This window comes from Rhodococcus sp. OS5 (genome assembly GCF_056837585.1).
In genome coordinates this window covers 149,248-174,471 of sequence record NZ_JBWWRK010000002.1, presented here as the reverse complement: position 1 = coordinate 174,471, position 25,224 = coordinate 149,248, and the positions used below count along the sequence as shown (strand labels likewise).

Below are 25,224 nucleotides of genomic sequence, written 5' to 3'. Positions count from 1 at the left end.
ATTTGGATCTCCGGTCCGATTGGGATTACCGCTGAAATCTTGGCTTGGAGTGGATTCTTGGTATCCAAGTCTGCTGTATGTACCGCGATGATTTCACTGCTTCAGAGAAGTGATTGACAGTAACCACTTATTCTTCTCGGGAACCTAAAATCTCTTACGGAATCACTTCGCAAAACATCAATGGCAATTGTTCATGTCTGTGCATGCAACATTATATGAATGTACTGACGACACCTATTCATCATCCAGATGCCGATGCGCTAATTTAACGTACCTGCGAAGGTTGCCGCGGATCTGATTATTCTATGTACCTGATTACATCTACGGTCAGCTGCGCGCATCCTTAACCGGTGTCAGCGCTTTCCGGCGACGTGGTCCATTCGTCCGGCGATCCGATCATAGATGCGGTGGTCGTCATTTAAGGTTGATCCACCCATCAGGTTAGTTCTATTTAAATTCCTATATTGTCTTTGGGCAGGCTCAAACTCGGAGAAATGTGGGTAACCGATGGTGTGCTCGCCAGGGGTTACCTTCGCCAGTACGACAGGAGCAGTCGCGAAGATAAAATCGGAATATCTTCCCCGTACTGCAAGTTCGCGAAATTCAAAGCTGAAGGTGAGGCCTTGCGGAAAGTATCCGGTCGCCTCTGTGGAGATCCTTTGTTCGCTGAGGCTGCAAGGATCTCCCGTCTATTTCGGCAATGACTCGACTTGTCGGAAAACTTGGACTGTCCACTTGATAACGTCTACGGGGCTTTCGAGTGTTGCGATATAATGATGCAATTAACCTGTTAAGCGTCGATAGAAGTATGTGCCGTCTCGCCGTCGCTTCGCACAGTGATCGTCGTGCGGTCAGCTCGGTAAAGTTCGTTGGAGTACTCGAATGGTCGGCCAGTATCTAGCGTCGTCGTGCGCGTGATTGATATTAAAGGTGTGCCAACTGATACTTGCAACAGTCCTGCAACTTCTCGATTAGCAACTATGGCTGTGATTTTTTCTACTGCTGCGCCTTTGCGGACGCCATACTGTGTTTCTAATATCTCGTATAGCGATCCGCCCAATGGTTTCTCTAAAAGCCCGGGAAAGAGGTCACAAGGGAAATGCGCGGATTCCAGTGCGAGCGGCAGTCCGTCTGCCAATCGAAGGCGGTCGATATGAAAGATCCACGCGTCTGCCTCCAATTCGAGTTGTCTTGCTGCCTCTTCGTTTGGCGGCGCTGTTCGGGTACCGAGAACTGTTGTCCCGGATTCGACACCTTGAGTACGAAGATACTGAGGCAGGCCAACCACAGGGGTGGCTCGCATCAGCCTTTTGGGCGCGACAAAAATGCCCCCACTGCGACCGTGTGTCCGTAGGATTTCGTTGTGGTCCTCAAGTTTTTCGAGTGCGCGTCGAATCGACCATCGGCTCACGCCGAAGTTCGTGGCCAGTTCTCGTTCGGCGCCGATGCGATCTCCAGGCTGGAGATCGCGCTCTACGACGATGGCACGTATCGCGCCTTCGAGCTCTTCCGCGTTGAGACTTGATTGTTCTGGCTGGTCAAGTTTGGATCCGTTGGTCACAGAATTCCTCCTTCGTGTCAGGCTAGCAAATGGCTGCCCACTCAATGACCAAAGCCGACCTTTTGAAGTGTTTCACACCAAATACCTGCGGCGTGCGGGTCATCGTCGCTCGGCGGCATGCACAGTGAAAGCAATGGTGAGTTTCGCCTACAAACGGTGTACAACGTACATGGAGACTAGTCGTGGATGGAAGGGCTTCAGATTTTTTGGTGGCTTCGGTCGCGACTTTCAAGCTGTGCCCGCGGCGTCGGATTCAAATGACTGACCAAATCCGTCGCGACGACGTCCGGTCGCGAGCTCCTTTTTGCAGTCGGGCCGTTCGCAGAATCGACGAAATCTCATCCGCGAACGAACTCAGATCGGTCTCGCTGCAGCATGAGCACGTGGCCGGACCGGCGCCTGTCCGCAGAGAAACTGACGGCGACGAAACTTGCCCAGGCGCAACAGATGCGGGAATGATTGCGCTTGAACGGCAAACTGAAATCATCGGCGTCGGGATTACCGCCCTCTACCGGCACCGAAGCGAAGAGGCCGACCGTCAGACGCCCAATCGAGGCTAGCTTTTGGACGGCGCCGGCGTCTATCTCGATCAGTAGGTGGAGGAGAGTCATCGTCCGGTTGCATCAGCAAAACCGGCGATCCCGCCCGGGTATGGATTGAGGCCGCCCATGACGTGTGGCACGTACATGACCTCGCAACGCAGATGGCCGACTCAAAGCTTTCACTGCTTTGACATCCGGCGAGGCTAGGCGAGGCGAGATCTAGTAGGTTGGAAGAAATCCGCCGTTCCGCAGTGTCGCTGCACAACCACCATTGGCGATACCACCGGCCTTTGCGTCGCGGACCCATCTCGCTGAATCGCGGACCCATCTCGCTGAAATGGACGCAGGGCTGGGGTCCGCGGGCTTTTTTGCATCGATGTGATCGCGCCACTTGTCTCCTGAATCAGTAGATCCGGCTGGCGCCACATTTCTCAGTGATCTCAAGGCAGACTGCGGAGATACAGCGTTCGGTGGTTCTAAGGCACACTGTAAAACTGCGCACTGTCGACGACAAAGCGACGGCCTACGCAGCAACGCTGGATCGTTTTTGCGCTGCCGTGCAGCGCCACGAACCAACCATTGCAATCCGACTTGAAGGAAGACGCCTTATGATTGCACCCCGCCGCGCCCTTATTGTCGTCGATGTGCAGCAGGAGTATTTCGAAGGACCCCTTGAGATTCAGTTCCCCCCGCGCGCGAAGTCGTTCGTCAACATCATCGACGCGATCGCGACGGCGAATGCGCGGGATATCCCCGTTCTCGTTGTCCAACACCAGATACCGCAGGGTTCTCCCGTTTTCGTGGAGGGCACCGCGGGGTGGTCGTTGCTTCCGGGGATTGAACGGCACATCGATCCGGCATCGAAGCGTGTACACAAGCAGCATGGGAGTGTGTTTGCAGGTACGGATGTGTCGCAGTGGTTGCATGCAAACAATGTCGACACGGTCACGATCGTCGGATACATGACAAACAATTGCGATCTCGCCACAGCAGTGGAGGCCGAAGGGCTCGGATTCGCCGTGGAGGTTCTCTCCGACGCCACAGGCGCCGTCAGCCTCACCAACGAGGCCGGCACGATTTCCGCTGAGGCATTGCACACTATCCTGATGGTGCTGTTGCAGTCGAACCTCGCTACGGTCTCGACCACCGCGCGGTGGATGGACGCTTTGAGGACGGGCGCGAAGCTGCCCAAGAGCAATCTCGTGCAATCGGCAATCGATGGCCACTCGGCTGCCACCGGCACCTGATGTAGTCCCACAAGAGGTGGAACGATCGTCTGACAGTCGCCTGCTTCACCTCGCACTTGTAGGAGATCACTCAGGTTGGTGTGGTGAAGTGACAATCTTGGTGTCTGCACAGCGACGATGAGGCGATCGCGCGAGTAGACAGCTCCAGCGCAGGTGCACTTGCCAGGACAAGAAGGCGACCATATGATAACCAAACGCCAACCAAATGAGTCGATAGCGATGTGTCTCGATGCAGCTTGGTGCGGTTCGGAGGTCAAGGACGTACCCCTCACAAGCGCCCTTCGCATGTAACCAACCGAGTACCGACTCACGGCAAAGGTACTGCAGAGCCAACGGACCCACTAAAAGTCGTAACCGCGCACTCACCACATGACCACGATAGAAGGCGGAACTATGCCCTGGACCCAAGCGCGGGATGGAAACCACATCTACTTCGAAGTAGAGGGCAGTGGGCCGCCTCTGGTCTTCGTATCGGGATTCTTCGGTATCCACACCATATGGCGTCAACAGGTCGCGCTGTTGAAAGATAAATATCGATGCGTCGTATATGACAACCGCGGATACGGCCTTTCCGATAAGCCACTGCCCAGCGCTGCGTCAGGAATCGCGCAGCACGCTGAGGACATGGAATGCGTTGTAGAGGCGGCGAATATCTGTGAACCCATCGGGCTCATCACCCACTCCATGGGTGGGTCCATAGCCACCACCTACTCGATCAACAATCCTGGTGCCGTAACAGGAATCGTGTACACGGGAAGCTATTTTTCGGGTCCACAACTACTCGATCTCGGGTTAACATATGCGGCGGTAAACTCGGCGGTCAGCACTCCTCAGCGGCGCGTCGATTTCTTCTGTGAACTCGGTTTGTGCGCGGAGCAGTCACTCGAAGCCGCAAAATGGCCCCTCTATGCCGTGCAAACGAATATCCACGCAATGCTGCAAACTGACTGCACCAGTGATTATTCGCGCATCGAGGTCCCTACGTTAGTCATCCAGTGTGACGCGGACCCGGGTACACCGGTAGATCCCTGCGCGACGGAGTTAGTAGCCGCATTGCCGAACTCGCGACTTTCGGTCGTCCAAGGCGCGCATCACTTTCCTGGTCTCGTCCGCCCCCACGAGACCGCCGAACTCATAGCCAGTCATTTTGATGCAACCCTCTAGCTAACAGTCAGTACGGCTCTCTGGGCCGATCGTCGAGAAATTCCTTGCGACGTGCACTGATGGTCCACCTGAACTGTGCGCTCTTGTCCAGAGAGGGCACACGGGGTCAGTCCGTTCGCTACTTTTGGGTGTCGGGAGGCTTTTCTATGAACTGCAATGTTCCCCGAAAGTTCGGCGGCTATTGCCATCCGTTTGGTAGATCTTCACGACACCCCCGGATCGAATTGCGATGCGGGAGTGGGCAGCCAGGAACGGCTTCGATGTCTCCCCGAGCGGGCGAATCAAATCGGATGTGATCAGTGCTTTCGACGCGGCATATTAGACGTCGGTAGACGGTCCGTCCTCAGAGTGATCAAGTAACCCGGCGGGGTCCAGTTGCTGTGCGACCAAACTTTTCGAGTATTGCTGGTTGTCGACTTCGGATCGTGAGGCCTGCATCTACCGTCACATAAATTGTTGGGTTCGGGAAATCCGTCTCGTAGTGGAGTGACGAGGGCCAGGTTCTGTGGCTTCTGGAGCAGGTTTCCAGGGCCGATGACTCTCGCCCGTGTGTTTGCGCTGCAGAAGTTGACAGAGCAGGGGAGTCACCAGGCCTGCAGAAGCCGGTGGCAAAGTCTGGGTTGTGTACCTGACAGCGGTGGAAGAAGTGTTGATTCACTCGCAACACCCACAGGGCGGATCGAGGGGTTCCTTCAGAGGATCGACCTGATGGGTCTTGCGGGGCAGCGCGCGAGATTCTTCCAGTCGGGAGGAGGGGGAGGCGAGGGCTGCCATGAGATTCTTTGTGCACTCGTCGGGAATTAGGACGAGACCAGCCGCAGATTTCTCCGATGTTGATCACGAAATCGGCTGCAAGGAAACGGTTTTCGGACCTTTAATGCATCGGTCAATGTCATCGTGCCGTGGGGGAAAGAGTTGGTCGCCGGAGCCGTGGGCGCGAGGTAAGTGAGGGTTACGAAGCGCTAGGGTGCAAGGGAATCTGGATAGTGGTGCGTGGTCGTTCGAATACCCGGCGACTACCTGCCGTGGTGGGGCGCGGCCAGTCTTGTCCCGATCGGTGACGAAACTGATGTTCGGCAGCGCTGCTGCGTCCCGCTCGGCCAACTATCCGGTGAAATATTCCCACGCAGCAACTAGCTGTAGGAGGAACGGACGTTGGTGACGCGGTGCCGGCGGTAAGCGGCGGGCGGTCGTCCTCCGCGTGCTGAATGCGGTCGGTGATAATTATAGTGAACGTTCCATACCTCGACGGCAATGCGCCGCTGGGCTTCGCTGATGTACTCACGGGAGTACAGCAGTTCTTCGGCGAGGATGCGGTTGTAGCGTTCGACCTTCCCGTTGTGTTTCGGTGTGTACGGCCTGATCCGGTAATGCCGAGCCTCGCGGAGTGAAGCGGTGAAATCTGCTGCGCGATAGCATGATCCGTTGTCGGTGATCACCCGTTCGATACGGGTGATGCCATGTGCAGCGAAGAAGTGTCGGGCGTTGTTCATGAAATCGATGGCTGTTGCGGCGGTTTCGTTATCGCGTGCCTCGGTGTATGCCAAACGGGTGTTGCCGTCGATCGCGGAATGCAGGTATGTGTAACCGATCCGGGGTTGCTTCGCTCGCGCCTTGCGTCGCTGGGATTGTTTGGCCTGTGCGGAGCCGCGGCCGTGAACGCGCCAACCACCACCGTCCGGGATTCGGCCGACTTTCTTGACGTCGACGTGCACCATCTGGCCTGGTCGTTTCGCGACGATGACCTGCGGTTTGCGATTGTTCTCGCCGTTCGGGTCGATGAACCGGCGACGGTGCAATCCCAGGTTCCGCAGAATTTTCGTGACTGTCCGGCGTGCGATGACCGTTCCATCCATTCGGAGTTCGAACGTGATGCGCGCGGCCGACCATTTCCGGGTTCGCCGCATCGCTTCGATCTCGGCCACAAGCCCTGCCGCCGTGGCGGCCGGTTGATGGTGTGGTGTGCTGGATCGATCCTGTAATCCCAGGTCACCGTATTTTCGGTACCGGTTGACCCATTTGGAGGCGCATTGTCGGGAGATGCCCATCTCGGCGGCGACGTGGGTGATCGGACGACTCTGGCACCGCTCGACGAGTCGTCGTCTTCCCTCGACAGTCAGCGGAGCATTACGGTGTGTCACAGGGCTGGTCCCTTTGCTGTTGATGGTCTGTTTCGCAACTTCCATCCTGCCGCGAAGGGCCAGCCCGTCTACTTCAATCCAGCGTCAGCAACGTCCATACCCACAACAACTAGCCCTGTTCTACTTCGACCACCCAGGCCGCAATTTGCGCCCGCGACGTGAATCCGAGTTTCGCGAGGATATGTTCCACATGCCCTTGAGCGGTGCGTGGCGAGATGACGAGTTGGGCAGCGATTTCCTTGTTGGTCATACCTTTGGCGACAAGATTGGCGACTTGCTGCTCCCGGTTGGTCAGGTCTGTAGGCGCGCCGACGCGTGCCGGCGTGATCGGTGGTTTCTCCAGGGCAAACGAGACTGCAGTTTCGAAACTCATTGTGTCGCCTTCCCGGTGAGCCATGGAGAAGGGCCGAGAGCCCAGTCCTTGACGTGTGACCCGTTCGCATTCGTTATGGGAATCGACGAAGTTTGCTACTTGGACCCCGGGAACTCCTCCCTGCCGACGCAAAGACCATGCGGCTGCCATGAGAACTGCCGCACGGTGGAACCGGCTCTCACTCGCCGCGATCCATGCAAGTACTTCAAAACACCAAGTCGCGCCGGTGGGATCGTCTGAACGAAGCGCTAGTTGAAGCCCTTCCTGCAGTAACCCCACTGCGCGATCACGGTTGCCTTCCTGCCAAACTACAAGACCCAGGTTCCACGAAGAACGACCCAGCGAGGCAGTTTCGCCATGCGTTCGTGCGATGCGTATCGCCTCTTCGAGACAGACGATGGCCTGTTGCGGCTGCCCCAGGAGTTGGTGCGCTAACCCGAGCCCCTGCAAAGTCATGATCTGCAGTGTCAAGTCGTCGCCTCGTCGGAATTCTTCCATTGCCTCGGACAGACAGGCTACTGCGCTTTCCGGATCACTCTGGTGGAGCGCAAGGTACCCTTCGGCCCGCTGCATGAGGGCACGATCTCGATTTGATCCCAAATCGGTAGCGATCCGACGTCCCTCCCCGAGCAGTGTTTTTGCTCGCTCCAGATCATCTTGCCTTGTTGCGAGGACACTTGCGGCGTAGATGCCCTTGATGCGCAGCGTCGTTGGTTGTTCGGCTTTGCTGGCAAGCGCTCGTTCGATCCAACGTCGACCTTCCGTGAACAGACCTCGTGCGTACCAGAACGGAAAGAGCGAGGTGGCCATTTCCAGCCCTGCCTGGGTACCCTCCGGGGACGAGAGGCTGAACTCCATCGCTTCTCGAAGATTTGGCTGCTCCCGGTGCATACGTGCGAGCCAGTCGAGTTGACGCGGAGTGGTCCATTCGTTTTCCGCATCGAATGCAAGCTGTTGGTACCAGTCTCGGTGTCGGGACTGCAATTCTCGTTGCTCCCCGGACTGCTGCAACTTGTTCTGCCCATACTCGCGCAGTGTCTCAAGCATGCGGAAGCAAACGCTCGCACCCGACTCTTCACGGATCAAGATCGACTTGTCCACGAGCGATGTCACCTGTTCGAGCAGTTCAATGCGCTCTAGGCTTCCTGGGACGACGAGCGATGCGTCCTCAAGATCGAATGTGCCGGCGAAGACTGACAGCCTGGCCCACAGTTGTTGTTCTGCTGCGGTACACAGATCGTAGCTCCAATCGATGCTCCACCGCAGAGTTTGCTGACGGGACGGTGCTCCACGACTGCCGCGGGTGAGCAATGCGTACCGGTCGGCGAGTCGTTGCAGAAGATGCTCGAGTGTCATCGTCCGCAGTCGGGCGGCGGCCAATTCGATCGCTAGAGGTAATCCCTCGAGGCGATAGCAAATTCGAGCAGCGGTTGTGCGGTTGCTCTCGGTGAGTTTGAAGTCGGGTACGGCGCCAATTGCTCGTTCGGTAAACAAGGCGAGCGCGTCATTCTTCGGTTGTTTCCGAAGCGTGGGATTTCGATTCGGATCGGGCACCGTCAAAGGGGGCACCCTCATGACTGCCTCTCCTCCGATGCTGAGAGGCTCACGGCTGGTAGTAAGGATACGTAGATGTGGGCAGGAGCGTAGGAGCGCAACGCTCATGTCCGCCGTCGCGTCGATCACTTGTTCGCAGTTGTCAAGTACCAGTAGCAATTCTCGGGTCGCGAGGTAGTCTGCAAGAATTTGCAGTGGATCGGTTCCTTCGTGACGTATGCCGAATGCGGTGGCAACTATGTGTGGTAGCAATTCCTGGTCTCGTAGATTGCCGAGCTCAACGAGCCACACGCCGTCGCGGAAGGCGCGGCGCACCTTATCTGCCACACGGAGCGCGAGGCGTGTCTTACCTACCCCTCCGATACCGGTCAGGGTCACCAGCCGCGACTCCGTCAGAAGTCTCCTACCCTCAGCCAACTCGGCTCTGCGACCGATGAAACTGGTCAGATCCAGCGGAAGATTGCCCGTCCGCCCCGAAACCGAGGGCATTCTCACCGATGAACGGCGGGGTCGGAGGAGGCGGGCGGCAGTAGTCAGCGGTAGCTTCTGGTTGATATCCCCCTCTTGACGGACTGGTTCGGCAGGCACCGCCATTGCGTCGACCGCGAACCCATATTGCAATTGGACATGTCGCAAATTTTCGCCTAACGACCCCGCGGACGGTCGGTCCGCCGCATTGCGAGCCATTGAGTGCTCGACAACCGCGCTCACCTCGTCGGCAAAACCGCGTCTACGCAGGTCCGGGAGTGGCTGGGTCGTGATCCGCAGGAACTGGGCTATTACCTCCTCGTCGCTGTGTCGTTCAAATGCTGCGTGCCCTGTAAGTGCGGTGAACAAGGTGGCGCCGAGTCCGTAGACGTCGGAGGCGGCGGTCGGGGGATCTCCGCTGAGAATTTCTGGAGCAGTGAAGGCGAGGGAGCCGGTGACGGTTCCCGTAGCGGTCTTGAACGCATCGGCGAGGTGCGCGATGCCGAAATCCGCCAGGACTGGTTCGCCGTAGTCGGAGAGTAAAATGTTGGCCGGTTTGACGTCTCGGTGCACTATGCCAGCTCGATGCGTGGTCTCAAGCCCGCCCGCCGTTTTCACTCCCAGTCGCAGTACTTCCTCCACAGTGAGCGGACCGTGCCGACGGATGCGAGTGTCGAGCGAACCCTGTGGGTGGTAGGTCATCACCAGGTAAGGCCGTCCGCTGTCGGTGACGCCGACAGCGAGAACGGTCACGATGTTCGGGTGCCCTGTCAGTCGACCCATCGCCCGTTGCTCTCGGAGGAACCGCGTCCAGTTCTCTTGGTCCATATATGTGGTCAGGACTTTCACCGCCACAGTCCGGTCCAAGCCAGTCTGAGTACACCGATAGACGATTCCGAACCCGCCGCGGCCGATTTCTTCGGGGTCATCGAATCCAGAGGCACTCAAATCCTCTGCAATGAGGGGAGACACATCGCGTTGAGTTGGGAAAGGGTCGTTGTTACTCATGAGCTACCTTGCTTTCCTCCCCCTGGCCGGAGAACCGGCGGACCCTCGCGTGGAGAGCCGGCGGGCCACTGTCAAGAGGGATGCACTCTCCATGATATGCCGCTCGGTACCACTATTGGCTGCGTAGAGCGCTTCGAGGATCAATGCGAGCATTGCGTCGACGAACACGCCGCGTATGGGCCCAAGACTTGTCGACGACATCATCTCCGTATTCGAAGCACATGGAGTCGTCGTACCAGGGGCCACAGCCGCCGAGGTTGTCCTCCCCGAACTGGCAGAACCTCCAAAAGAGACGCTGCAGCAAAGAAAAGCGATCGCAGGACTGCAGAGAGGTGATTGATGTCCGGTCTCTCTCCAAGATCCTGATCTAGTTGCCCGGCATCGGAATCAGGACAGCAGCATGAATCCTTCTCGAATTGGCGACGGATCAGCATTCAATCAGCAGCACACCTGACAGCGTATGCAGACATCGCACCGGCGACCCACCGCTCCGGGACATCGACTCGCGGCGAGCACCTGCACGGTCAGGAAGCCATAAACTCAACGATCACGCTTCCTGTTCGGCATACTTAAAACTAAACCGTCTCATTAATCCTCAGAGCCTGCCGCTGCTTGACGGAAACTATGTGAACTGCGATGTGCCACTGGATGATTCGGTCTGAATGGGCTTTATGCACCCACTGAACAGTCGATGTCCTCGCAGACCGAACGGCGGACACCGTCGCCGAACGGTTGATAGCACGCCCTGCTACCGAGGTAGTCTACGGCGCCGGCGCATGACGAGCAGCGTAGGTGACCCACCGAAGCGATCGAGGTCGCCGACTGCTGGCATCTATGGCACTATCTCGTCATAGAGTTGCCAAGCAGTGGAGAAAGCCGTTGGAGCTCATCATCATTGCCTTGCGTCAGGCGGTGGCAGGGTCCGAAGCTACGACGACACGTATCGCATCGGAACTGCTGAGGCAGGTTGCCTTCCAGGTGCAGGACATTCGCTGGGAGATTTTGTGCTCACAGTCCGTTCGAAGAGTCGATTCGACCCAGTATCGACGCTCACGAACGAGGGTGTGGAGATCAGAAAGATTGAGCGGTAACTCGGGCTGGCACGGGGGACTGTTCGTCGCTTGTATTACGTCAGCAGTGTCGATGAATTATTGGGCGCACCGCCTCCTACTGGGCGGCCCACGCTGTTGGCCGATTTCACGGCGCACGCGCATGAGCGTTTCCACTGAGGGGCCCTCCGCTGGCGTTCTCTACGAAGAACTTCGCGCATTGGGATATCTCGGCAGCTACGGAACAGTCCGGGACTGGGTGGGTCCGCTATGTGCCGTCGAAATTGCACCAGCGAGAAATCGGCTATCGAAGGTTCGGCGGATCACTTCGTGGGTTTGCATTGCTCGGGCCGATGACGAGCAGATCCAACTCAAGCAGGTTCTTGCAAGCTATGGGCATTTCGAGGGCCACTGAAGGGCGCGTCATGTGGTTCGAGGAGATGCCCACAAACGACTGGGCGCACAATTGAACGCGTGGATACCCGGGGTCTCGAAAGATGATCTGCCGCAAGCGACCTTGCGTAAAACAACAACAACAACCCTGTATTCGGCCAGATTGTATCTGTTGCAACGGTATTCTGGCTGATCACGGGGCTTGCGGTAGGCGGACCGCCGGCATGGTCCGAGATCAATTTCGCCCCGCGCCGCAGCCCCAAGAACTGCGTGTTCGCAGGCCGGAATTCATGAAGCTGGCCACCAGATCGATGCACCGCAACCATATGTCGTAGATCTCGATGCGACATTGTTAACCGCACATTCGGAGAAAGAACACGCTGCGCTGAGCGTATGGCGGGGCTTCGGTTTGCATCCAATGTAGGCAACCGTAGATCGGGCGAACACGGCATCGGAGAATTCTCAGGTTTCATGCGGTGACCTCGAAACTCCAGATCCAATGCCGCTGTTGACGCTTTTTTGATGATCCGAAAAAAATTGGCACAGTTTATGTTTCGAATCCTCGGTGCAGTAGGTGCTGATTCGTAGTGACGGTGCCGGTGGCGCCCATGCCTTCCTCGCTTGTTTGATCGCCCGGTGATTGTCGTAGTCGGTTGGATTCACTTCGACTGACACGGTGACCGCAGCAGCCGACGGCATTCTCGAAGTTCTGTGGATCCTGGCATTAAGTTCGAGCCACGACATCCGCGGCGGTGCCTGGGGCACGGAACTGACCGGACTCCTCCGGCTGTCGGGCTGGCCTGCTGGGATGTACCCCATTGTCCGTAAAGAACGACCTCACCCTGGCGCGACACTGCGCGCAATCTACCACGATGGTCTGCGCCTAACCGCGTTCGTGACCAGTACTACTGTCGGGAACCTGCAAACCTTGGATTCGAGACAACCAGTCTTCCGGAAAAATCTTGACGTCCGGGAGCTACGACGCGCACTCTCCGGCCTGTTGACGACGGATGGATAAGGACGTTCAAGGTCGTCGCTCGACGACGATTCGCGAAATACGTTCGAAGTTGTGAAGATCGTAAAACGCTGCGCCCCAACATGTCTTATTTGAATGTCGGGGCGCAGAGCGTTTCAGTTGTCAGAGCACTACGAGCGGGTTGACCATCGAGGCTGTGGACCCTCGAGTCTTGACCGGCGACAGAATGAACAGGAATTCCGACCTGCCGGTTTCCACCAACGCCTCTGTCTTAACGTTCTCGAGGAGGTGCGTGCCCGTCTCGGTGAGCGTGTGTTGGTGCACAACGAAAGGTGCGCCCTCCACCTCGCCCGGCAGAACTTCCACAGCCCACGTATCGGCACCGATAAGACTCACGCGACGATCGGTGAGCCAGTGAGCGGCATCCCAACCAATTCCGGGCTCGTCGTTGTTGTACCGCTCGTTGTCGACCATCCAGAGCGCACCGTAACCGGTGTGCAAGAGTACCGCGTCACCATGACGTACCTCGACGTTCTGCAACTCACACGCGCGCTCGAGGTGTTCCGGGGTAATGACGAAACCCTCGGTCAACATCTCGACACCCACGACCGCTGCGATGTTGAGGAGAACGCCCCTGGTCACCCACGGCTTGACGTTGTGGATACCGAATTTGTTCAGGCCGGCGGGTGCGTAGAACTCCGGGTAGTGTGTTCCGTTGTAATAGCGACCTTCGATACCGATGTGGCCGAACCCGTCCAGGTGTGTGCCGATGTGATAGATCTGCGACACATGTTCTTCCATGTAGTTGAGGTTGTTCGTCGGCCCGATAGTCATGGAGTCCATCTGTCCGTGAGCAGCCACGACTTGCCGGAACCAACGAGCACCTTCCTTCCCTGGCGGGGACCACGTGGGGGACTCGAAGTCGAGAACACGTGCTAGTTCGATGATGCGGCCCTCACGCACCAATTGAATGGCCTCCAGCGTCCGCTCGGGAGTCAGTTCGTTTCCCGCGCCGAGTTCGTCGTCTGCGCCATAGCGTGACGGCCACCACTGAGGACTTCGCTTACCGGTCCCGTCGTACCGAGATTCCCCTGTGTTGGCAAAGGGTGTCAAATCGGGACTTCCGTCCGAGCCGGCAGTATTTGCGATGTCGCACGCCATGCACATGTTTGTCTCCACTCAAGTATTTCCAAGGTTGGTATGGACGCCCTGTGTGCGTTCTGCTCGCGCACGTGACTCCAGTCACAGAGTAACCTCCCCTGCGACCGTTCACAACCCTTTGCGTTGGACGGACGTCTTATTGGTTGCTCGTCAATCCATTGACCTGCGTCAATAGGTGGATCGTCGTGCAACCAAAGGTATCGATTCGAATACAAAAGGTCGGGTCGCATGCCTGGTCAGCTGGGATGCTCCCGCTGTGAACATGTTCCAAATGCTGCCCTGTTTGCTGACCAGCGTCCAAACCGGTGACGGTCGTCTTCTTCGGCCAGGGAAAGGACTTCCCGAAATGCCGATTCCGGAGTGGGATGCAATGTTTCTCGTAGAACCCCACCGGGTAACGCAGAAAGAACACTTCAAGCCGCGTCAGCCATTGAATCTCGGGGAATCTCGGGCTGGAGTGTCGAACGCGATACCCTCGCTGACTCCTCGCGAAGTCAGCTTTCGATGCGTGGCAATCACCGGCGCTGGAGGTCCGACCGTCAACATCCCCTGCGGATCGGGCGCTTTGTCACAGTGCTGGCCGAGGAGGATCTGTGCTCGCCGATGAATATGTAGCCACTCAGACTTGGACGATTGTTCTGATTCACATGCCTTCGATCATGAGGGTTGTGACCGCCTCGAATCGCAGTTTCGTGTTGACGGCGAGTATCGAACTCTCCTGGCGAGTGGCGTGCACAGGTTCGGCGGCCACGCTCAATTGCTGAGACGCGGTGCGATCGATCGAAGGTGCACTCTCAGTCTCTGCCGTTCGTAGGCAATGATGATGGGGTGCCAGGCAGAGGCTCTCGTCGCAGCTTTGGAGAAAGCATTTGCGCTCGGGGGTGGCCCACCGCAGGTGCTTCGGTGCGACAACGGGCCCGAGTTCATCTCCGAGTCGCTGAGGACGTTCTGCGAGAATCAGGTCGGTATCGGCTACGTTCCACCTGGTCAGCCGTGGGAGAACGGGTACATCGAATCCTTCAACAACCGTGTTCGGGACGAATGGTTGAACATGAACGAATTCCACAGCCTCCTCGAAGCTCGGGTGGTCATCGAGGACTGGAAGGAGGATTACAACAACCGGCACAGTCATTCATCGCTGGCTTATCGAACTCCAAATGAGTACGCTGCCAGCTGTATTCACACGCATTGATTCTCTGATAGCGAGTGGCTCACCAAATGGGGTCCTACCAGTGCGCCAAGTTCGGGCAAACGTACGCCAACCAGCTGCGCCGACGACGCCCACAACCCGGGGCGGTCGACCAGGAAGGCAACGTGCTCGACGTGCTTGTCAAGTCACGCCGAAGCGGCAAGGCAGCCAAGAAGTTCTTCCGACGGCTACTCAAGGGCTGCGGTATGCGCCGCGGGTGATCGTCACCGACAAGCTCGCCACCTACCAGGTGGCGCGCCGCGAGATGCTGGCCTCGGTCGAGCATCGCCGGTCGAAGTATTTGAACAACCGGGTCGAGAATTCTCATCAGCCGCCCGACAGCGGGAGCGGGCGATGAAACGGTTCACATCGCCTGGGTACGCGCAACGATTCCTGTCCGCTTTCTCGGGTATCTCACCGCATTTCCGATCCTGGCGACACAGACTCTCGGCGCCCGAATGGCGTGCTGAGATGGCCGACCGGTTCGCGGTCTAGCAGGAAGTCACCGCGATCGATGTTGCCGCGTGAAAGTGAACGGCCCAGCGGAACCCTGTAACGATGTGTACCAAACATGCTTCGCTGCTTCACTTTTCGACTAGCGTGACAGTGCCGTGTGAAAGGTGCCTTCGGCTCTCGTTTGCGTGGCAGTTGGGTGGATCGTCGGTCTTCCTCAGGGCGATAGCGTCGACAAAGGTCGTCACCTATGGGGCTGGTCCGCCCCAGCCCTACGAGGAAACGCGTGAGTGGTTGGCCGACGCAACGATACGGCTGGCGATCCTGACCCGTATCGAGAAGACCTACCGTCGCACACGTCGGCAACGGTGCGGAAAGTTCACACCAGTTGGTGTAAGAAATCAACAAGGCCGCATATGCGGTCCGAATACTATCGATCCTATAAGTCAGCCGAAGTGGGGCAGTCCCCAGGCCGAGAAGCACTTCGGCGTTCAGTGGCTCCGTACCTGCTAGCTAATGAATTACGACACCACCTGCTGTTTCAGCCACTTGAGTCTCGATATCGTGGACGCGAATACGGAACCAACGCGTTTCACTGCCTTACAGCTGAGCGCCCTTGGTGAACTCTGTAGACAGCTCGCGGGCCGCCTGTTGCAACATAGGAGCAATATGAGCCGCTGACTCGACCGTGACGCGAGCAGCTGGTCCAGAAATCGAGATCGCTGTTGGCGTGGGAGCATTCAGAACTGGTACAGAGAAACATCGCACGCCGATTTCCTGCTCGCCCTCGTCGATGGCGTATTCACGTAGGCGACTTTTGTCGAGGTCGGCGATGAGCGCGTCAAGGCTGGTGATCGAATTTTCGGTATACGAGGGCATACCGGTTTGGCTGACCAAATTCCTCACGGTGTCGTCGGATAGATGTAGCAGCAGCGCTTTTCCGACTCCGGTGCAGTGCAAGTGCACCCGCCGGCCCACTTCGGTGAACATCCTCATTGCATGTTCGGAGGGCACTTGATCTACGTATACAACCATGTTGCCGTCGAGAACTGCCATGTTGGCAGTCTCACCAGTGAGTTCGACAAGTCGGGAAAGGTGCGGACGCGACCAGGTGCTGACGACCTGGGTTGCACTGTCACCGAGCCGCATGAGTTTGGGCCCCAGCACATACTGCCGTGTCGGCAGCTGTCGCACGTAGCCGCGGAGGACGAGTGTACGGACGAGTCGATGGATCGTCGGCAACGGCAATGCCGACTTCGCTGCGAGCTCGCTCACTCCAATCGATTCCCCAGTCGAGGCCATGATCTCAAGAATGTCGAAGGCGCGCTCGACGGACTGCACGCCACTCACGGAAGGGGAACCGGTCTCTCTGCTCATGCCTGATCTCCCATCGTTCCGTAGTCGCTTACCCATCATTCCACAATGCGAAATGTCTATTTTTGCTGCGAAGATTCCGATGCAAGGCACGTTCCTGTTGACAAATCCTAACGGACGATGCAATTCTAATATCAACATCCGAAATATATTTTCCGCATTATGGAAGACGCTCGCAAACGTGCTGACGGTTGCAGCTGGCCGTGTCGGCTCTCCTGCCGGCGAGCCTTGAAGGATGCCCTGATTTCGAACAGCTTCGGGTTCCCGAATTGCCGGAAGTGCATGGTCTCGGCGGCGAGTTCATCGTATGTATGTTCGTGTGCGGCGCTTGCGAGATATGGCGGGGAGGAATGAACTGGGGGACCCTGGTTCGCGATCTCATCCGAGAAGCGGCAGAGCCGGTTCCACTCGCGGAACTGAAGGTGAGTATCCACATCGCAATTTGGTCCACGATTCGAAAAACCTTTTGGCGCAAGGGTTTCGACGCTGTTCTCTGCACACCAATGCGGGGTGCAGAGAAGAAACAAGAGAGGTATCTCATGACCAGTCATCATCAGGTCGGCAGTCTGCAGGTTGCCAAGGTTCTCTACGACTTCGTGGTCGAGGAGGCTCTTCCCGGCACCGGTGTAGACGCCGAGACGTTCTGGGCCGGCGCCGACAAGGTCATCACCGAGCTCGCACCGAAGAACCGCGATTTGCTTGCCAAGCGTGACGATCTGCAGGCTCAGATCGATCAGTGGCATCGCGATCATGCCGGCGCTCCCATCGACGCTGCCGCATACAAGGCGTTCCTGCAGGAGATCGGCTACCTCCTGCCGACGCCTGCCGAGTTCTCGGTCACCACCGCGAACGTCGACACTGAGATCACCTCGACGGCCGGCCCGCAGTTGGTCGTGCCGATCCTCAACGCGCGCTTCGCTCTCAACGCGTCCAACGCCCGCTGGGGTTCGTTGTACGACGCGCTGTACGGCACCAATGCCATCTCGGAGGAGAACGGCGCCGAGAAGGGTTCCGGCTACAACAAGGTCCGAGGCGACAAGGTCATCGCCTGGGCGCGTGAATTCCTCGACGCGGCAGCACCTCTCGCGTCGGGGTCGCATGCAGATTCGACCAAGTACGTGATCGACGGCAGTGAACTGAAGATCACGTTGGCAGACGGTACGGTCACCACCCTCGCCCAGCCGGAGAAGTTCGTCGGCTACCTCGGCGAGAAGGACGCACCGACGAGCATCCTGCTGCTCAACAACGGATTGCACGCCGAGATCCAGATCGACGCGTCCTCCCCGATCGGCAGCACCGACGCCGCCGGTGTCAAGGACGTCGTTCTCGAATCGGCCGTCACCACGATCATGGACTTCGAGGACTCGGTCGCCGCTGTCGACGCCGACGACAAGGTTGTCGGTTACCGGAACTGGTTGGGCCTCAATCGCGGTGATCTGTCCGAGGAGATCAAGAAGGGCGCCAAGTCCTTCACTCGTACGCTCAACGGCGACCGTAAGTACACCGCCGTCGACGGCAGCGAACTCAGCCTGCACGGTCGTTCGCTCCTGTTCGTCCGCAACGTCGGTCACCTCATGACCAATCCCGCGATCCTCGATGCCGACGGCAACGAGGTCCCCGAGGGCATTCTCGACGCTTTGATCACCAGTGCCTGTGCAGTGCATGGCCTCTCGATCAGTGACGCCAACGGCCCGCTCGACAACAGCCGCACCGGCTCGATCTACATCGTCAAGCCCAAGCAGCACGGTCCCGAGGAAGTTGCCTTCACCACCGAACTGTTCGGCCGTGTCGAGCAGGTCCTCGGGCTTGCCGAGAACACGCTCAAGGTCGGCATCATGGACGAGGAGCGTCGTACGACGGTCAACCTCGCTGCCTGCATCAAGGAAGCCGTCGACCGCGTGGTGTTCATCAACACCGGCTTCCTCGACCGCACCGGCGACGAGATCCACACCTCCATGGAAGCCGGCGCGATGGTGCGCAAGGCCGAGATGAAGAAGCAGAAGTGGATCGGCGCCTACGAGGACTGGAACGTCGACACCGGTCTGGCCTGCGGTCTGCAGGGCAAGGCGCAGATCGGCAAGGGCATGTGGGCCATGACCGAGTTGATGGCAGACATGCTCGAGCAGAAGATCGGTCACCCCAAGGCCGGCGCCAACACCGCGTGGGTTCCTTCGCCGACCGGCGCAACGCTGCACGCGACGCACTACCATCGCGTCGATGTGTTCGCAGTTCAGGACGGCCTGAAGGGCAAGCCGCGTGCGAGCGTCGACGACATCCTGACCATCCCGCTCGCTCCCAGCACCGACTGGACGGACGCGGAGAAGAAGGAAGAGCTCGACAACAACTGCCAGTCCATCCTCGGCTACGTCGTCCGCTGGATCGACGCGGGTGTCGGCTGCTCCAAGGTTCCCGACATCCACGATGTCGCGCTCATGGAGGACCGCGCCACCCTGCGCATCTCGAGCCAGCTGCTCGCCAACTGGCTGCGTCACGGCATCGTCAGCGAGAGCGACGTTGTCAGTGCACTCGAGCGCATGGCCCCGGTTGTCGACCGTCAGAACGAGGGCGACGCCGAGTACCGCAACATGGCACCTGATTTCGATTCCAACATCGCGTTCCAGGCTGCCAAGGAACTCATCCTCGAAGGCGCGAAGCAGCCCAGCGGATACACGGAGCCGATCCTGCATCGCCGCCGCCGCGAGTACAAGGCCGCCAACGCCTGATAGCGCACTCACGAACGCGGCTCTGATCGCTCGGATCGAGGCTGACGCCTAACTATGTCGCCTAGCCATTGTCGACGGACGGTCGAGGTTCTTCCCGGTTGATTGGCGAAACGGCCGGTCAGGTAAACAGACGGGACGGCATAATGGTCGGAGTGGGACTGCATGGAGTTGTCCGGATATTGGCTCTTCGTCAGTCACCGCGACCGATGTTGCCGCCTGAAAGTGAACTTCCCGACGGTTGCCCGCAGCGACCTGTCCCAAACTAGCTGTGCCGCTATACGTTTCGATTAACGTGACAGTGCCCCTTCACGTATCAAATAGCTGTGCCGGTTGTGAACGGACGAAGCGCGTCCATGAGCGCCGCCGTCGATGCGGAACCGATTCCTGAGGAGGACTCGGACATCGTCGATGAAACTCTAATCCGACCGTGGCCGGCTACAGAGGAGACAATATTTCCATGGAAGACATGTTCGTGATCCCCGCAGGCAAAGCGGGTGAGCGAGGCGCCGACCTCATGGTCCGGGCGGGTGGAAAGATGGCTCGCCGCGTTGTCGAGGTGCTAGCTCCGCGCCGGCACAATCGAATAGTCGAGATCGGTTTCGGCCCGGGATTGGCGCTCGAGCTTCTCGCCCGGGAGGTCCCCGACGGCCATGTTACCGGCGTGGACCCATCGGAGCTGATGCATCGGCGGGCCACGGAACGCAATGCGGCAGCAATCGAAGACGGCCGGATGACCCTCGTACGGGGAACCGTCGCCCACTTACCATTCGACGATAACTCTTACGATGCGGCGCTGACGGTGGACAATCTGCATTTCTGGCCGGATCCAGGAGCCGGGTTGTCTGAACTACGTCGAGTTCTGCACGATGGCGCCGTGATGGTAGCGGCGTTCACGCCGCCCTCCGGCGGTCCTCCCGCCGGATTCGAGCACTTGTTCCGTCGCGCTGGCTTCTCCGATGTCGCAACTCAAAGCTTCCCGGAGGGGGTGGTGCTCTCGGCCGTCAACTAGACGACCGAGCCCCACTGCCGCCGGCAATGCGAGAGCTGACGTGGTCACGATAGCTGCGACCGTCGGCGTGCTCGGCGGTATGAAGGCGTCGACATCGATGTCACCGTCGGGGTGCGGTGGGGGAAGGTCTGCGGGATGTAGCCCACCCGGGAGAGTTCGGTTGACTCACTTCGAGGCACAGGCGGGAGATGTCTATCTCAGGCAGCGGTATGGCTACCCGACGAGTTCGACATCATGCGACGGGCCGCAGTCTTCCCTCCACTGTCAGCGAAGCATAACGGTGTGGCACAGGGCGGGCTGGTCCTTCGTGGTCGAGAAGGGCGTGGTCAGTTTCGACTTCTAATCCGACGTGACTTCCTGCGGGCGGCACATCCGCTAATTCAATGTCGTCGACGAATACACCCGCATTGCGCTGGCCATCATCGCGCGCCGGTCGTTCACAGCCTCCGACGTGGGCGCCGCATTGGAGAACATCATCGCCGAAACCGGCACCGCCCCGACCTACGTCCGCTGCGACAACGGTCCCGAATTCACCGCCGCCGCACTGATCAACTGGTGCAACACCATCGGCGTGGGCACCGCCTTCATCGACCCAGGTTCACCGTGGCAGAACGGTTTCATCGAATCGTTCAACGCCCAGTTCAGAAGGGAACAACTCTCCGGAGAAATCATGGACACCATGGGTGAAGCGACCTATCTGGCCGAGGAATGGAAGCTATCTACAATCATGAACGGCCCCACGGATCCCTGGACGACATGACGCCAAACCGCTACTGGGAAAACTGGACTCAAGAAAACCGATTAGCTATCGCATAGGCGCTGGACTGCTAACGGGGGCCCAACCAGAGGTTCCGACGGAGATGGTGAAGGACTGCGGTGTGCGCGAATGTTCGGATTCTGACGGGCGTGTGGAGCGCAGGGGAGGGGTGTTGATGCCGCTTCCTGTGGCTACAAGTGTTTGAGACATTACAATTGCAGGCGGTTTGCCTAACGCACGGGTTGATGGTGAACCTGCCCTCGATGTGCTCATGTTGGGCGCATACGCCTCCGTAGACGGTATGTTATCCCGCGCAGGTCTCATTTGAGGGCGGAACCGTAACGCCGATTAGTCGTGTGATCTTCGAAGATGGCTACGTCAGTGACCTCGCCCTGGTGGTCACAGAACATCGCGCTCACGGATACGGACCCGACCTGACGGCACCGGACCGGTTGCTCGCTCGATCGACATGTTCGTCGAGGCTATGAGGACCCGGCACGGTGATGAATTCTCGAAGATCGGAGTAGGAGACGGCTAGTAGTCGTCGTTGCATTTCGGTGACGGCACCTAAATGCACCATTTAGATAGACCGTATCTGGTTCGCCGACCCCTATGTGCCGGCCCCTACATATTTGGAGCGTACTGGAGTTGCGCTCGATATCGCCTGAATCTCTTCGATTTCGCCACATCGAAGGCCGACGGATTGAGAGGGCCACGATCGTGCCGCGAGTCCTGCAATATTCGATCCGATCATTCGGCTTAGGTCAGTAGAGACCCTTGCCGAATGATCGGGGCTTTATGTGGTTCGATTTCGGATCATGCTTTGATGTCGCGCAGCCACTGCACGACGGTGCGGGGTGTGATCCCGAGGAGCTTTTGGGCCGAGCGTTGCTCGTCGATCACTTCGTCGGGCATGGTCCAACGCGCGTGATAGGAGTCGATGACGGGGCGGCTCGCGTCGGCGCCGTACAGCGGAATGATCTGCTTCCCGTAGCTTTCAGGCTCTTGGACCTCGAAGGTGACGGGAGTGTCCAGGTAGTGCGCGAAGCCCTGGGCGAGACTCTGACCGCGCAGTGCAGGAAGTGCGCCCGCGGTGACGATTCCTGTGACCGAGTAATCCGTTAGCAGACGGACCGCGATGTCAGCCATGTCCAGGTGCGAGATCCATGACACCGCGTAGTCGTCCCGTATGGGGTACCGCAGGATCCCTTCCTCCTGTGCGGGTTCGAGGGTGACAGGGAGTAGGAGGTTCTCCAGAAAAATTTTTGGTGCGATGACCGCGTACGAAACTCCGGAGGTTTTCAGGGCTTCCTGAAGGGTGCCGTGCGCTGTGAGCGTGCCGTCCGGCATCGTGGTGGGGTAGCCGCTGGTGGAGAAAACCACCCGGCTCGGTCGGGCCCGGGCGACTGCTTCTGCGATTACCCGGGCGTATGTGGACTGCTGATCAGGGCTTCCCAGTGGAAGATGCACGAACACGCTTTTCGCGCCGGTGTATGCGACGGCGAGGGATTCTACTGAGGTGATGTCGATGGGAATCGCGGGCCCGGGCACCTTGGAGATGTCGCGGACGGCGGCGGTGGCATCGTGGCCAGCGGACAGAAGAGCAGAGAGAACGGGAGAACCTTGAGCGCCAGTGGCGCCGTGCACAATCTGTGTCATAGCACCCATTAGTGCATGCGCTGCATCGGTTACGTCAACTGCACCAATGACGACCTGCAGCGAAGTGCATTCAGCGTCCGAGATTCTTTAGGCCGACTCGCGCGTCATCACGCGCTGTGCCATCGCTTTGCCGCACTCCGCAGATCGCCGGAACCAGCAAGGTTGAGTCCCGGCATCCTCGTCTCTCAGTTCGTGAGGCAGGGTGCGCATGGCCGGATGCCCCTTCTGAGTATGCAGTGCACAAACTGCATAGGCTGCAATGATTGCAGCGGAACTATACTTCGGGAATGAGGCCTGTGAAGTTTGCGGAATGCTCCATCGACGATTGCGGAATTGTGCGTTTCCTCAGCCTTCTCGACGGTCCCTGGGCAACACTCATCGTTCGTGAACTGCTCACGGGCCCTCGCCGATTCGGCGAACTGATCAAGGCACTCGATGGGATTAGCGCGCACACCTTGACGAATCGACTCCGCGGTTTCGAAACACACGGAATCGTGACGCGCACCGTGTACTCCGAAATTCCACCTCGTGTCGTCTATGAACTGACCGATATCGGCCAACAACTCAGGCCTGTCCTGGCGGCGATGAACGATTGGGCACTCACTGTGCCTGTTCCTGCCTCGTAAGCTACCTCCACGGAACTCCATCGGGTAAGGTTCGGTCCCCTTCGGAAATCACTGGCGCAGGAAGCCGTTGAGACGCTCATTGCTGCCCGGCGCCACGGCCTCTTGACGTCAGCGAAATATACTTGGACACCGGTCTGTTCGGTGGAGAGGGCGTGAGCTGAGAGTTCCTTACCTCGATCCCGTGTCACAGACGGAGGGTTTTCGACAGAGGGGTGACCGCCTTGGCCAAAGGTAGAAGCTGGTGCTCCGAAATTGTATGGGCACTCGACTTTCAGTTCGACTCTACCGTCGATGGCAAAGCAGTGAAGATCGCTTCAATGATCGATGGTGAATGAACACGGACGTGTCGGTGCTGAACATCGTGGAGCGGTCGATCACCGCTTAGCGGTTGACGGACAGAAATCCTGGAGCTCCGGGTCACCTTCGGTCGAAGGAACGGCAGTTTTGGGGCCAGATCGCCACAGGCAAGCTTCCTTGTGGGGCAGTTTCCGCCGTCGGCGTCATGGCGGTCTGTGAGCAATCGATCACGGGGATTGAAAATCAATCAACTTTTGAACATAAAGGTGAAAGTGAGAAAAACTGATTGGAGTGGGACTCTTCGGGCTGCAATCAACCATGTCGACCGGAACTCCACGGCTGCAGGAATTCGTGGCGCTCGCACGGAGACGTACGAAACATGTTACTCGAACTGGTGAGTCAACTTGGCGAATCAGTCAGTCCCGCAACGATGATCGGCCAAGTTTCTCGCGTGCTGTACGGATTTCTCGACACCCCATTCGGCGAACAACGTATCACCGACATCGCGCGTCGGTCAGGTTTGCCGAAGGCTACCGTCTCCCGCATTGTCGCAGAGCTGGTCGATCAGCACCTCCTGGAACATTCCGGTGCTGGGATCAGGGTTGGGCATTTGATTCTTCGAACTGGGCGAGAGTGCGATCCGCCCGCAGGAGTTGCGGCGGTTGTCATTGACTCGCATGAACGATCTTCGCAATTCGACCAAACGAACGATTCACTTGGCCATTCTGGACGGAACCGAGGTGGTGTACATAGCGATTCTGTACGGAAAAACCGCCCCTCCCTTGGCGTCTCGTGTAGGGGTAGATTGCCGGCGCATGCGACGGCGGTCGGGAAGGTGATGCTCGCATTTGCCTCCCACACACGTCGTCGATGGACTTCTTGCGACCGAGCTGCAGCGCCTTGGGCCGCGGCCCATCGCCGACCGTGCTGGACTTCGGGCCGAACTGCTGGCCATTCGGAACACCGGCATCGCTCACGAACGGGAAGAGTCCGGGCCCGGAATAGAGTGCGCGGCAACACCCATTCGGATCAATGGTGATCCCGCAATTGCGGCACTTTCAGTCAGCGCCGGACCGGACGAAGCGCACTGCGTACTGCCGCTAAGGAAATCGGGCGAGCTGCCGGCCGAAGCGCGGTCTTCCGAGGTGCTTCCCAGCCAGGCTGACCAGATTTTTTGTAGCTGATGCTCCGGTTGCGTCGACCGCGGTCGATACAGCCCTCCGGCGCTCGAACGACATCGGATCCACCACTGCCCCGATTCGGATCGACGTGACCCGAACGATTCTGACACAACATCTTTCACCATCAGTTGGTTGCCCGTCATCAAGGTATCAGTGCGTTACCGATGAGGCCGGCGCCATCCACTACTACCTTCACTGCCAGCGGGTGCTCTACTCGATCCGATTCGGGATGGCTGACGCTCCTGCCGCAGCACTTACTGACCGCACACCACCCACAGGGAAATATCGACTGGGACGTGATACCCCGCGAAAACCGAAC

14 protein-coding genes and 5 pseudogenes are annotated in these 25,224 nt (G+C 58.4%); 12 read left to right on the top strand and 7 right to left on the bottom strand.

What is annotated here, in order from left to right; translation table 11 throughout:
- Positions 1–790 precede the first annotated feature (790 nt).
- Positions 791–1,561 carry a GntR family transcriptional regulator gene (locus tag ACVZUB_RS30790; protein WP_482628842.1) on the bottom strand — a complete coding sequence of 257 codons (771 nt, stop codon included), beginning with the start codon at positions 1,559–1,561 and terminating at the stop codon, positions 791–793.
- Positions 1,562–2,711: 1,150 nt separating this feature from the next.
- Here ACVZUB_RS30790 and ACVZUB_RS30785 point away from each other — a divergent pair.
- The 3 genes from ACVZUB_RS30785 (at position 2,712) to ACVZUB_RS30775 (ending at position 4,836) form a co-directional block, all read left to right on the top strand.
- On the top strand, positions 2,712–3,350 hold the full coding sequence (locus ACVZUB_RS30785) for an isochorismatase family protein (RefSeq protein ID WP_482628953.1): 639 nt from the start codon (positions 2,712–2,714) through the stop codon (positions 3,348–3,350).
- Between the two features lie 369 nt (positions 3,351–3,719).
- Positions 3,720–4,514 carry an alpha/beta fold hydrolase gene (locus ACVZUB_RS30780; RefSeq protein WP_482628841.1) on the top strand — a complete coding sequence of 265 codons (795 nt, stop codon included), beginning with the start codon at positions 3,720–3,722 and terminating at the stop codon, positions 4,512–4,514.
- A 199-nt stretch (positions 4,515–4,713) separates the two neighbouring features.
- Entirely contained in the window at positions 4,714–4,836 is a 123-nt protein-coding gene (locus tag ACVZUB_RS30775; RefSeq protein WP_482628952.1) for an Lsr2 family DNA-binding protein, read from the top strand.
- An 811-nt stretch (positions 4,837–5,647) separates the two neighbouring features.
- Here ACVZUB_RS30775 and ACVZUB_RS30770 read toward each other — a convergent pair.
- A complete protein-coding gene (locus ACVZUB_RS30770) occupies positions 5,648–6,655 on the bottom strand; it encodes an IS481 family transposase (protein ID WP_482627798.1) in 1,008 nt (335 codons plus the stop codon).
- 109 nt (positions 6,656–6,764) lie between these two features.
- The gene (locus ACVZUB_RS30765; RefSeq protein ID WP_482628840.1) at positions 6,765–10,058 is read right to left on the bottom strand and encodes a protein kinase domain-containing protein; all 3,294 of its coding nucleotides are present in this window, start codon (positions 10,056–10,058) and stop codon (positions 6,765–6,767) included.
- A 2,118-nt stretch (positions 10,059–12,176) separates the two neighbouring features.
- On the opposite strand from ACVZUB_RS30765, the gene ACVZUB_RS30760 reads away from it, so the two are divergent.
- Positions 12,177–12,518 (top strand): hypothetical protein, encoded by a 342-nt coding sequence (locus ACVZUB_RS30760; protein WP_482628839.1) that lies wholly within the window; start codon positions 12,177–12,179, stop codon positions 12,516–12,518.
- A 120-nt stretch (positions 12,519–12,638) separates the two neighbouring features.
- Here ACVZUB_RS30760 and ACVZUB_RS30755 read toward each other — a convergent pair whose 3' ends face one another.
- The gene (locus ACVZUB_RS30755; protein WP_482628838.1) at positions 12,639–13,637 is read right to left on the bottom strand and encodes a cyclase family protein; all 999 of its coding nucleotides are present in this window, start codon (positions 13,635–13,637) and stop codon (positions 12,639–12,641) included.
- Between the two features lie 823 nt (positions 13,638–14,460).
- On the opposite strand from ACVZUB_RS30755, the gene ACVZUB_RS30750 reads away from it, so the two are divergent.
- Together ACVZUB_RS30750 and ACVZUB_RS30745 are read left to right on the top strand one after the other, a co-directional pair.
- Positions 14,461–14,829 (top strand): integrase core domain-containing protein, encoded by a 369-nt coding sequence (locus ACVZUB_RS30750; RefSeq protein WP_482628837.1) that lies wholly within the window; start codon positions 14,461–14,463, stop codon positions 14,827–14,829.
- A 41-nt stretch (positions 14,830–14,870) separates the two neighbouring features.
- Positions 14,871–15,321: pseudogene (locus ACVZUB_RS30745) on the top strand (IS6 family transposase); the annotation flags it as partial.
- A 558-nt stretch (positions 15,322–15,879) separates the two neighbouring features.
- On the opposite strand, the gene ACVZUB_RS30740 reads toward ACVZUB_RS30745, so the two are convergent.
- Positions 15,880–16,656 carry an IclR family transcriptional regulator gene (locus ACVZUB_RS30740; protein ID WP_482628836.1) on the bottom strand — a complete coding sequence of 259 codons (777 nt, stop codon included), beginning with the start codon at positions 16,654–16,656 and terminating at the stop codon, positions 15,880–15,882.
- A gap of 536 nt (positions 16,657–17,192) precedes the next feature.
- On the opposite strand from ACVZUB_RS30740, the gene ACVZUB_RS30735 reads away from it, so the two are divergent.
- From ACVZUB_RS30735 to ACVZUB_RS30725, 3 genes and pseudogenes are all read left to right on the top strand, one after another.
- Positions 17,193–19,376: a malate synthase G gene (locus ACVZUB_RS30735; RefSeq protein WP_482628835.1), complete on the top strand. Its 2,184-nt coding sequence runs from the start codon at positions 17,193–17,195 to the stop codon at positions 19,374–19,376.
- A gap of 457 nt (positions 19,377–19,833) precedes the next feature.
- Positions 19,834–20,385, top strand: coding sequence for a class I SAM-dependent methyltransferase (locus ACVZUB_RS30730; RefSeq protein WP_482628834.1), 552 nt, complete (start codon positions 19,834–19,836; stop codon positions 20,383–20,385).
- A gap of 322 nt (positions 20,386–20,707) precedes the next feature.
- Positions 20,708–21,201: pseudogene (locus tag ACVZUB_RS30725) on the top strand (integrase core domain-containing protein); the annotation flags it as partial.
- 757 nt (positions 21,202–21,958) lie between these two features.
- Here ACVZUB_RS30725 and ACVZUB_RS30720 read toward each other — a convergent pair.
- On the bottom strand, positions 21,959–22,801 hold the full coding sequence (locus ACVZUB_RS30720) for an SDR family oxidoreductase (RefSeq protein ID WP_283568354.1): 843 nt from the start codon (positions 22,799–22,801) through the stop codon (positions 21,959–21,961).
- 287 nt (positions 22,802–23,088) lie between these two features.
- Here ACVZUB_RS30720 and ACVZUB_RS30715 point away from each other — a divergent pair, with 287 nt between their 5' ends.
- The gene (locus ACVZUB_RS30715) at positions 23,089–23,427 is read left to right on the top strand and encodes a winged helix-turn-helix transcriptional regulator (protein WP_283568355.1); all 339 of its coding nucleotides are present in this window, start codon (positions 23,089–23,091) and stop codon (positions 23,425–23,427) included.
- Here the strand turns inward: ACVZUB_RS30715 and ACVZUB_RS30710 are convergent.
- Positions 23,427–23,618, bottom strand: a pseudogene (locus ACVZUB_RS30710) (IS30 family transposase); the annotation flags it as partial. The gene ACVZUB_RS30715 and the pseudogene ACVZUB_RS30710 sit on opposite strands and share 1 nt — an antisense overlap.
- Positions 23,619–24,103: 485 nt before the next feature.
- Between ACVZUB_RS30710 and ACVZUB_RS30705 the strand changes: the two are divergent.
- Both ACVZUB_RS30705 and ACVZUB_RS30700 read left to right on the top strand, forming a co-directional pair.
- Positions 24,104–24,295, top strand: a pseudogene (locus ACVZUB_RS30705) (helix-turn-helix domain-containing protein); the annotation flags it as partial.
- A 52-nt stretch (positions 24,296–24,347) separates the two neighbouring features.
- Positions 24,348–24,908 (top strand): annotated as a pseudogene (locus tag ACVZUB_RS30700) (IclR family transcriptional regulator domain-containing protein).
- Positions 24,909–25,224: the final 316 nt, after the last annotated feature.

What these genes read in the sequence shown, in the direction of transcription:
- ACVZUB_RS30780 (WP_482628841.1), top strand. Translation starts at nt 3,720, where the DNA reads ATGACCACGATAGAAGGCGGAACTATGCCCTGGACCCAAGCGCGGGAT.
- ACVZUB_RS30735 (WP_482628835.1), top strand. Translation starts at nt 17,193, where the DNA reads ATGACCAGTCATCATCAGGTCGGCAGTCTGCAGGTTGCCAAGGTTCTC.
- ACVZUB_RS30715 (WP_283568355.1), top strand. Translation starts at nt 23,089, where the DNA reads ATGAGGCCTGTGAAGTTTGCGGAATGCTCCATCGACGATTGCGGAATT.
- ACVZUB_RS30765 (WP_482628840.1), bottom strand. Translation starts at nt 10,058, where the DNA reads ATGAGTAACAACGACCCTTTCCCAACTCAACGCGATGTGTCTCCCCTC.
- ACVZUB_RS30785 (WP_482628953.1), top strand. Translation starts at nt 2,712, where the DNA reads ATGATTGCACCCCGCCGCGCCCTTATTGTCGTCGATGTGCAGCAGGAG.
- ACVZUB_RS30755 (WP_482628838.1), bottom strand. Translation starts at nt 13,637, where the DNA reads ATGGCGTGCGACATCGCAAATACTGCCGGCTCGGACGGAAGTCCCGAT.
- ACVZUB_RS30720 (WP_283568354.1), bottom strand. Translation starts at nt 22,801, where the DNA reads ATGACACAGATTGTGCACGGCGCCACTGGCGCTCAAGGTTCTCCCGTT.
- ACVZUB_RS30730 (WP_482628834.1), top strand. Translation starts at nt 19,834, where the DNA reads ATGGAAGACATGTTCGTGATCCCCGCAGGCAAAGCGGGTGAGCGAGGC.
- ACVZUB_RS30750 (WP_482628837.1), top strand. Translation starts at nt 14,461, where the DNA reads ATGGGGTGCCAGGCAGAGGCTCTCGTCGCAGCTTTGGAGAAAGCATTT.
- ACVZUB_RS30740 (WP_482628836.1), bottom strand. Translation starts at nt 16,656, where the DNA reads ATGAGCAGAGAGACCGGTTCCCCTTCCGTGAGTGGCGTGCAGTCCGTC.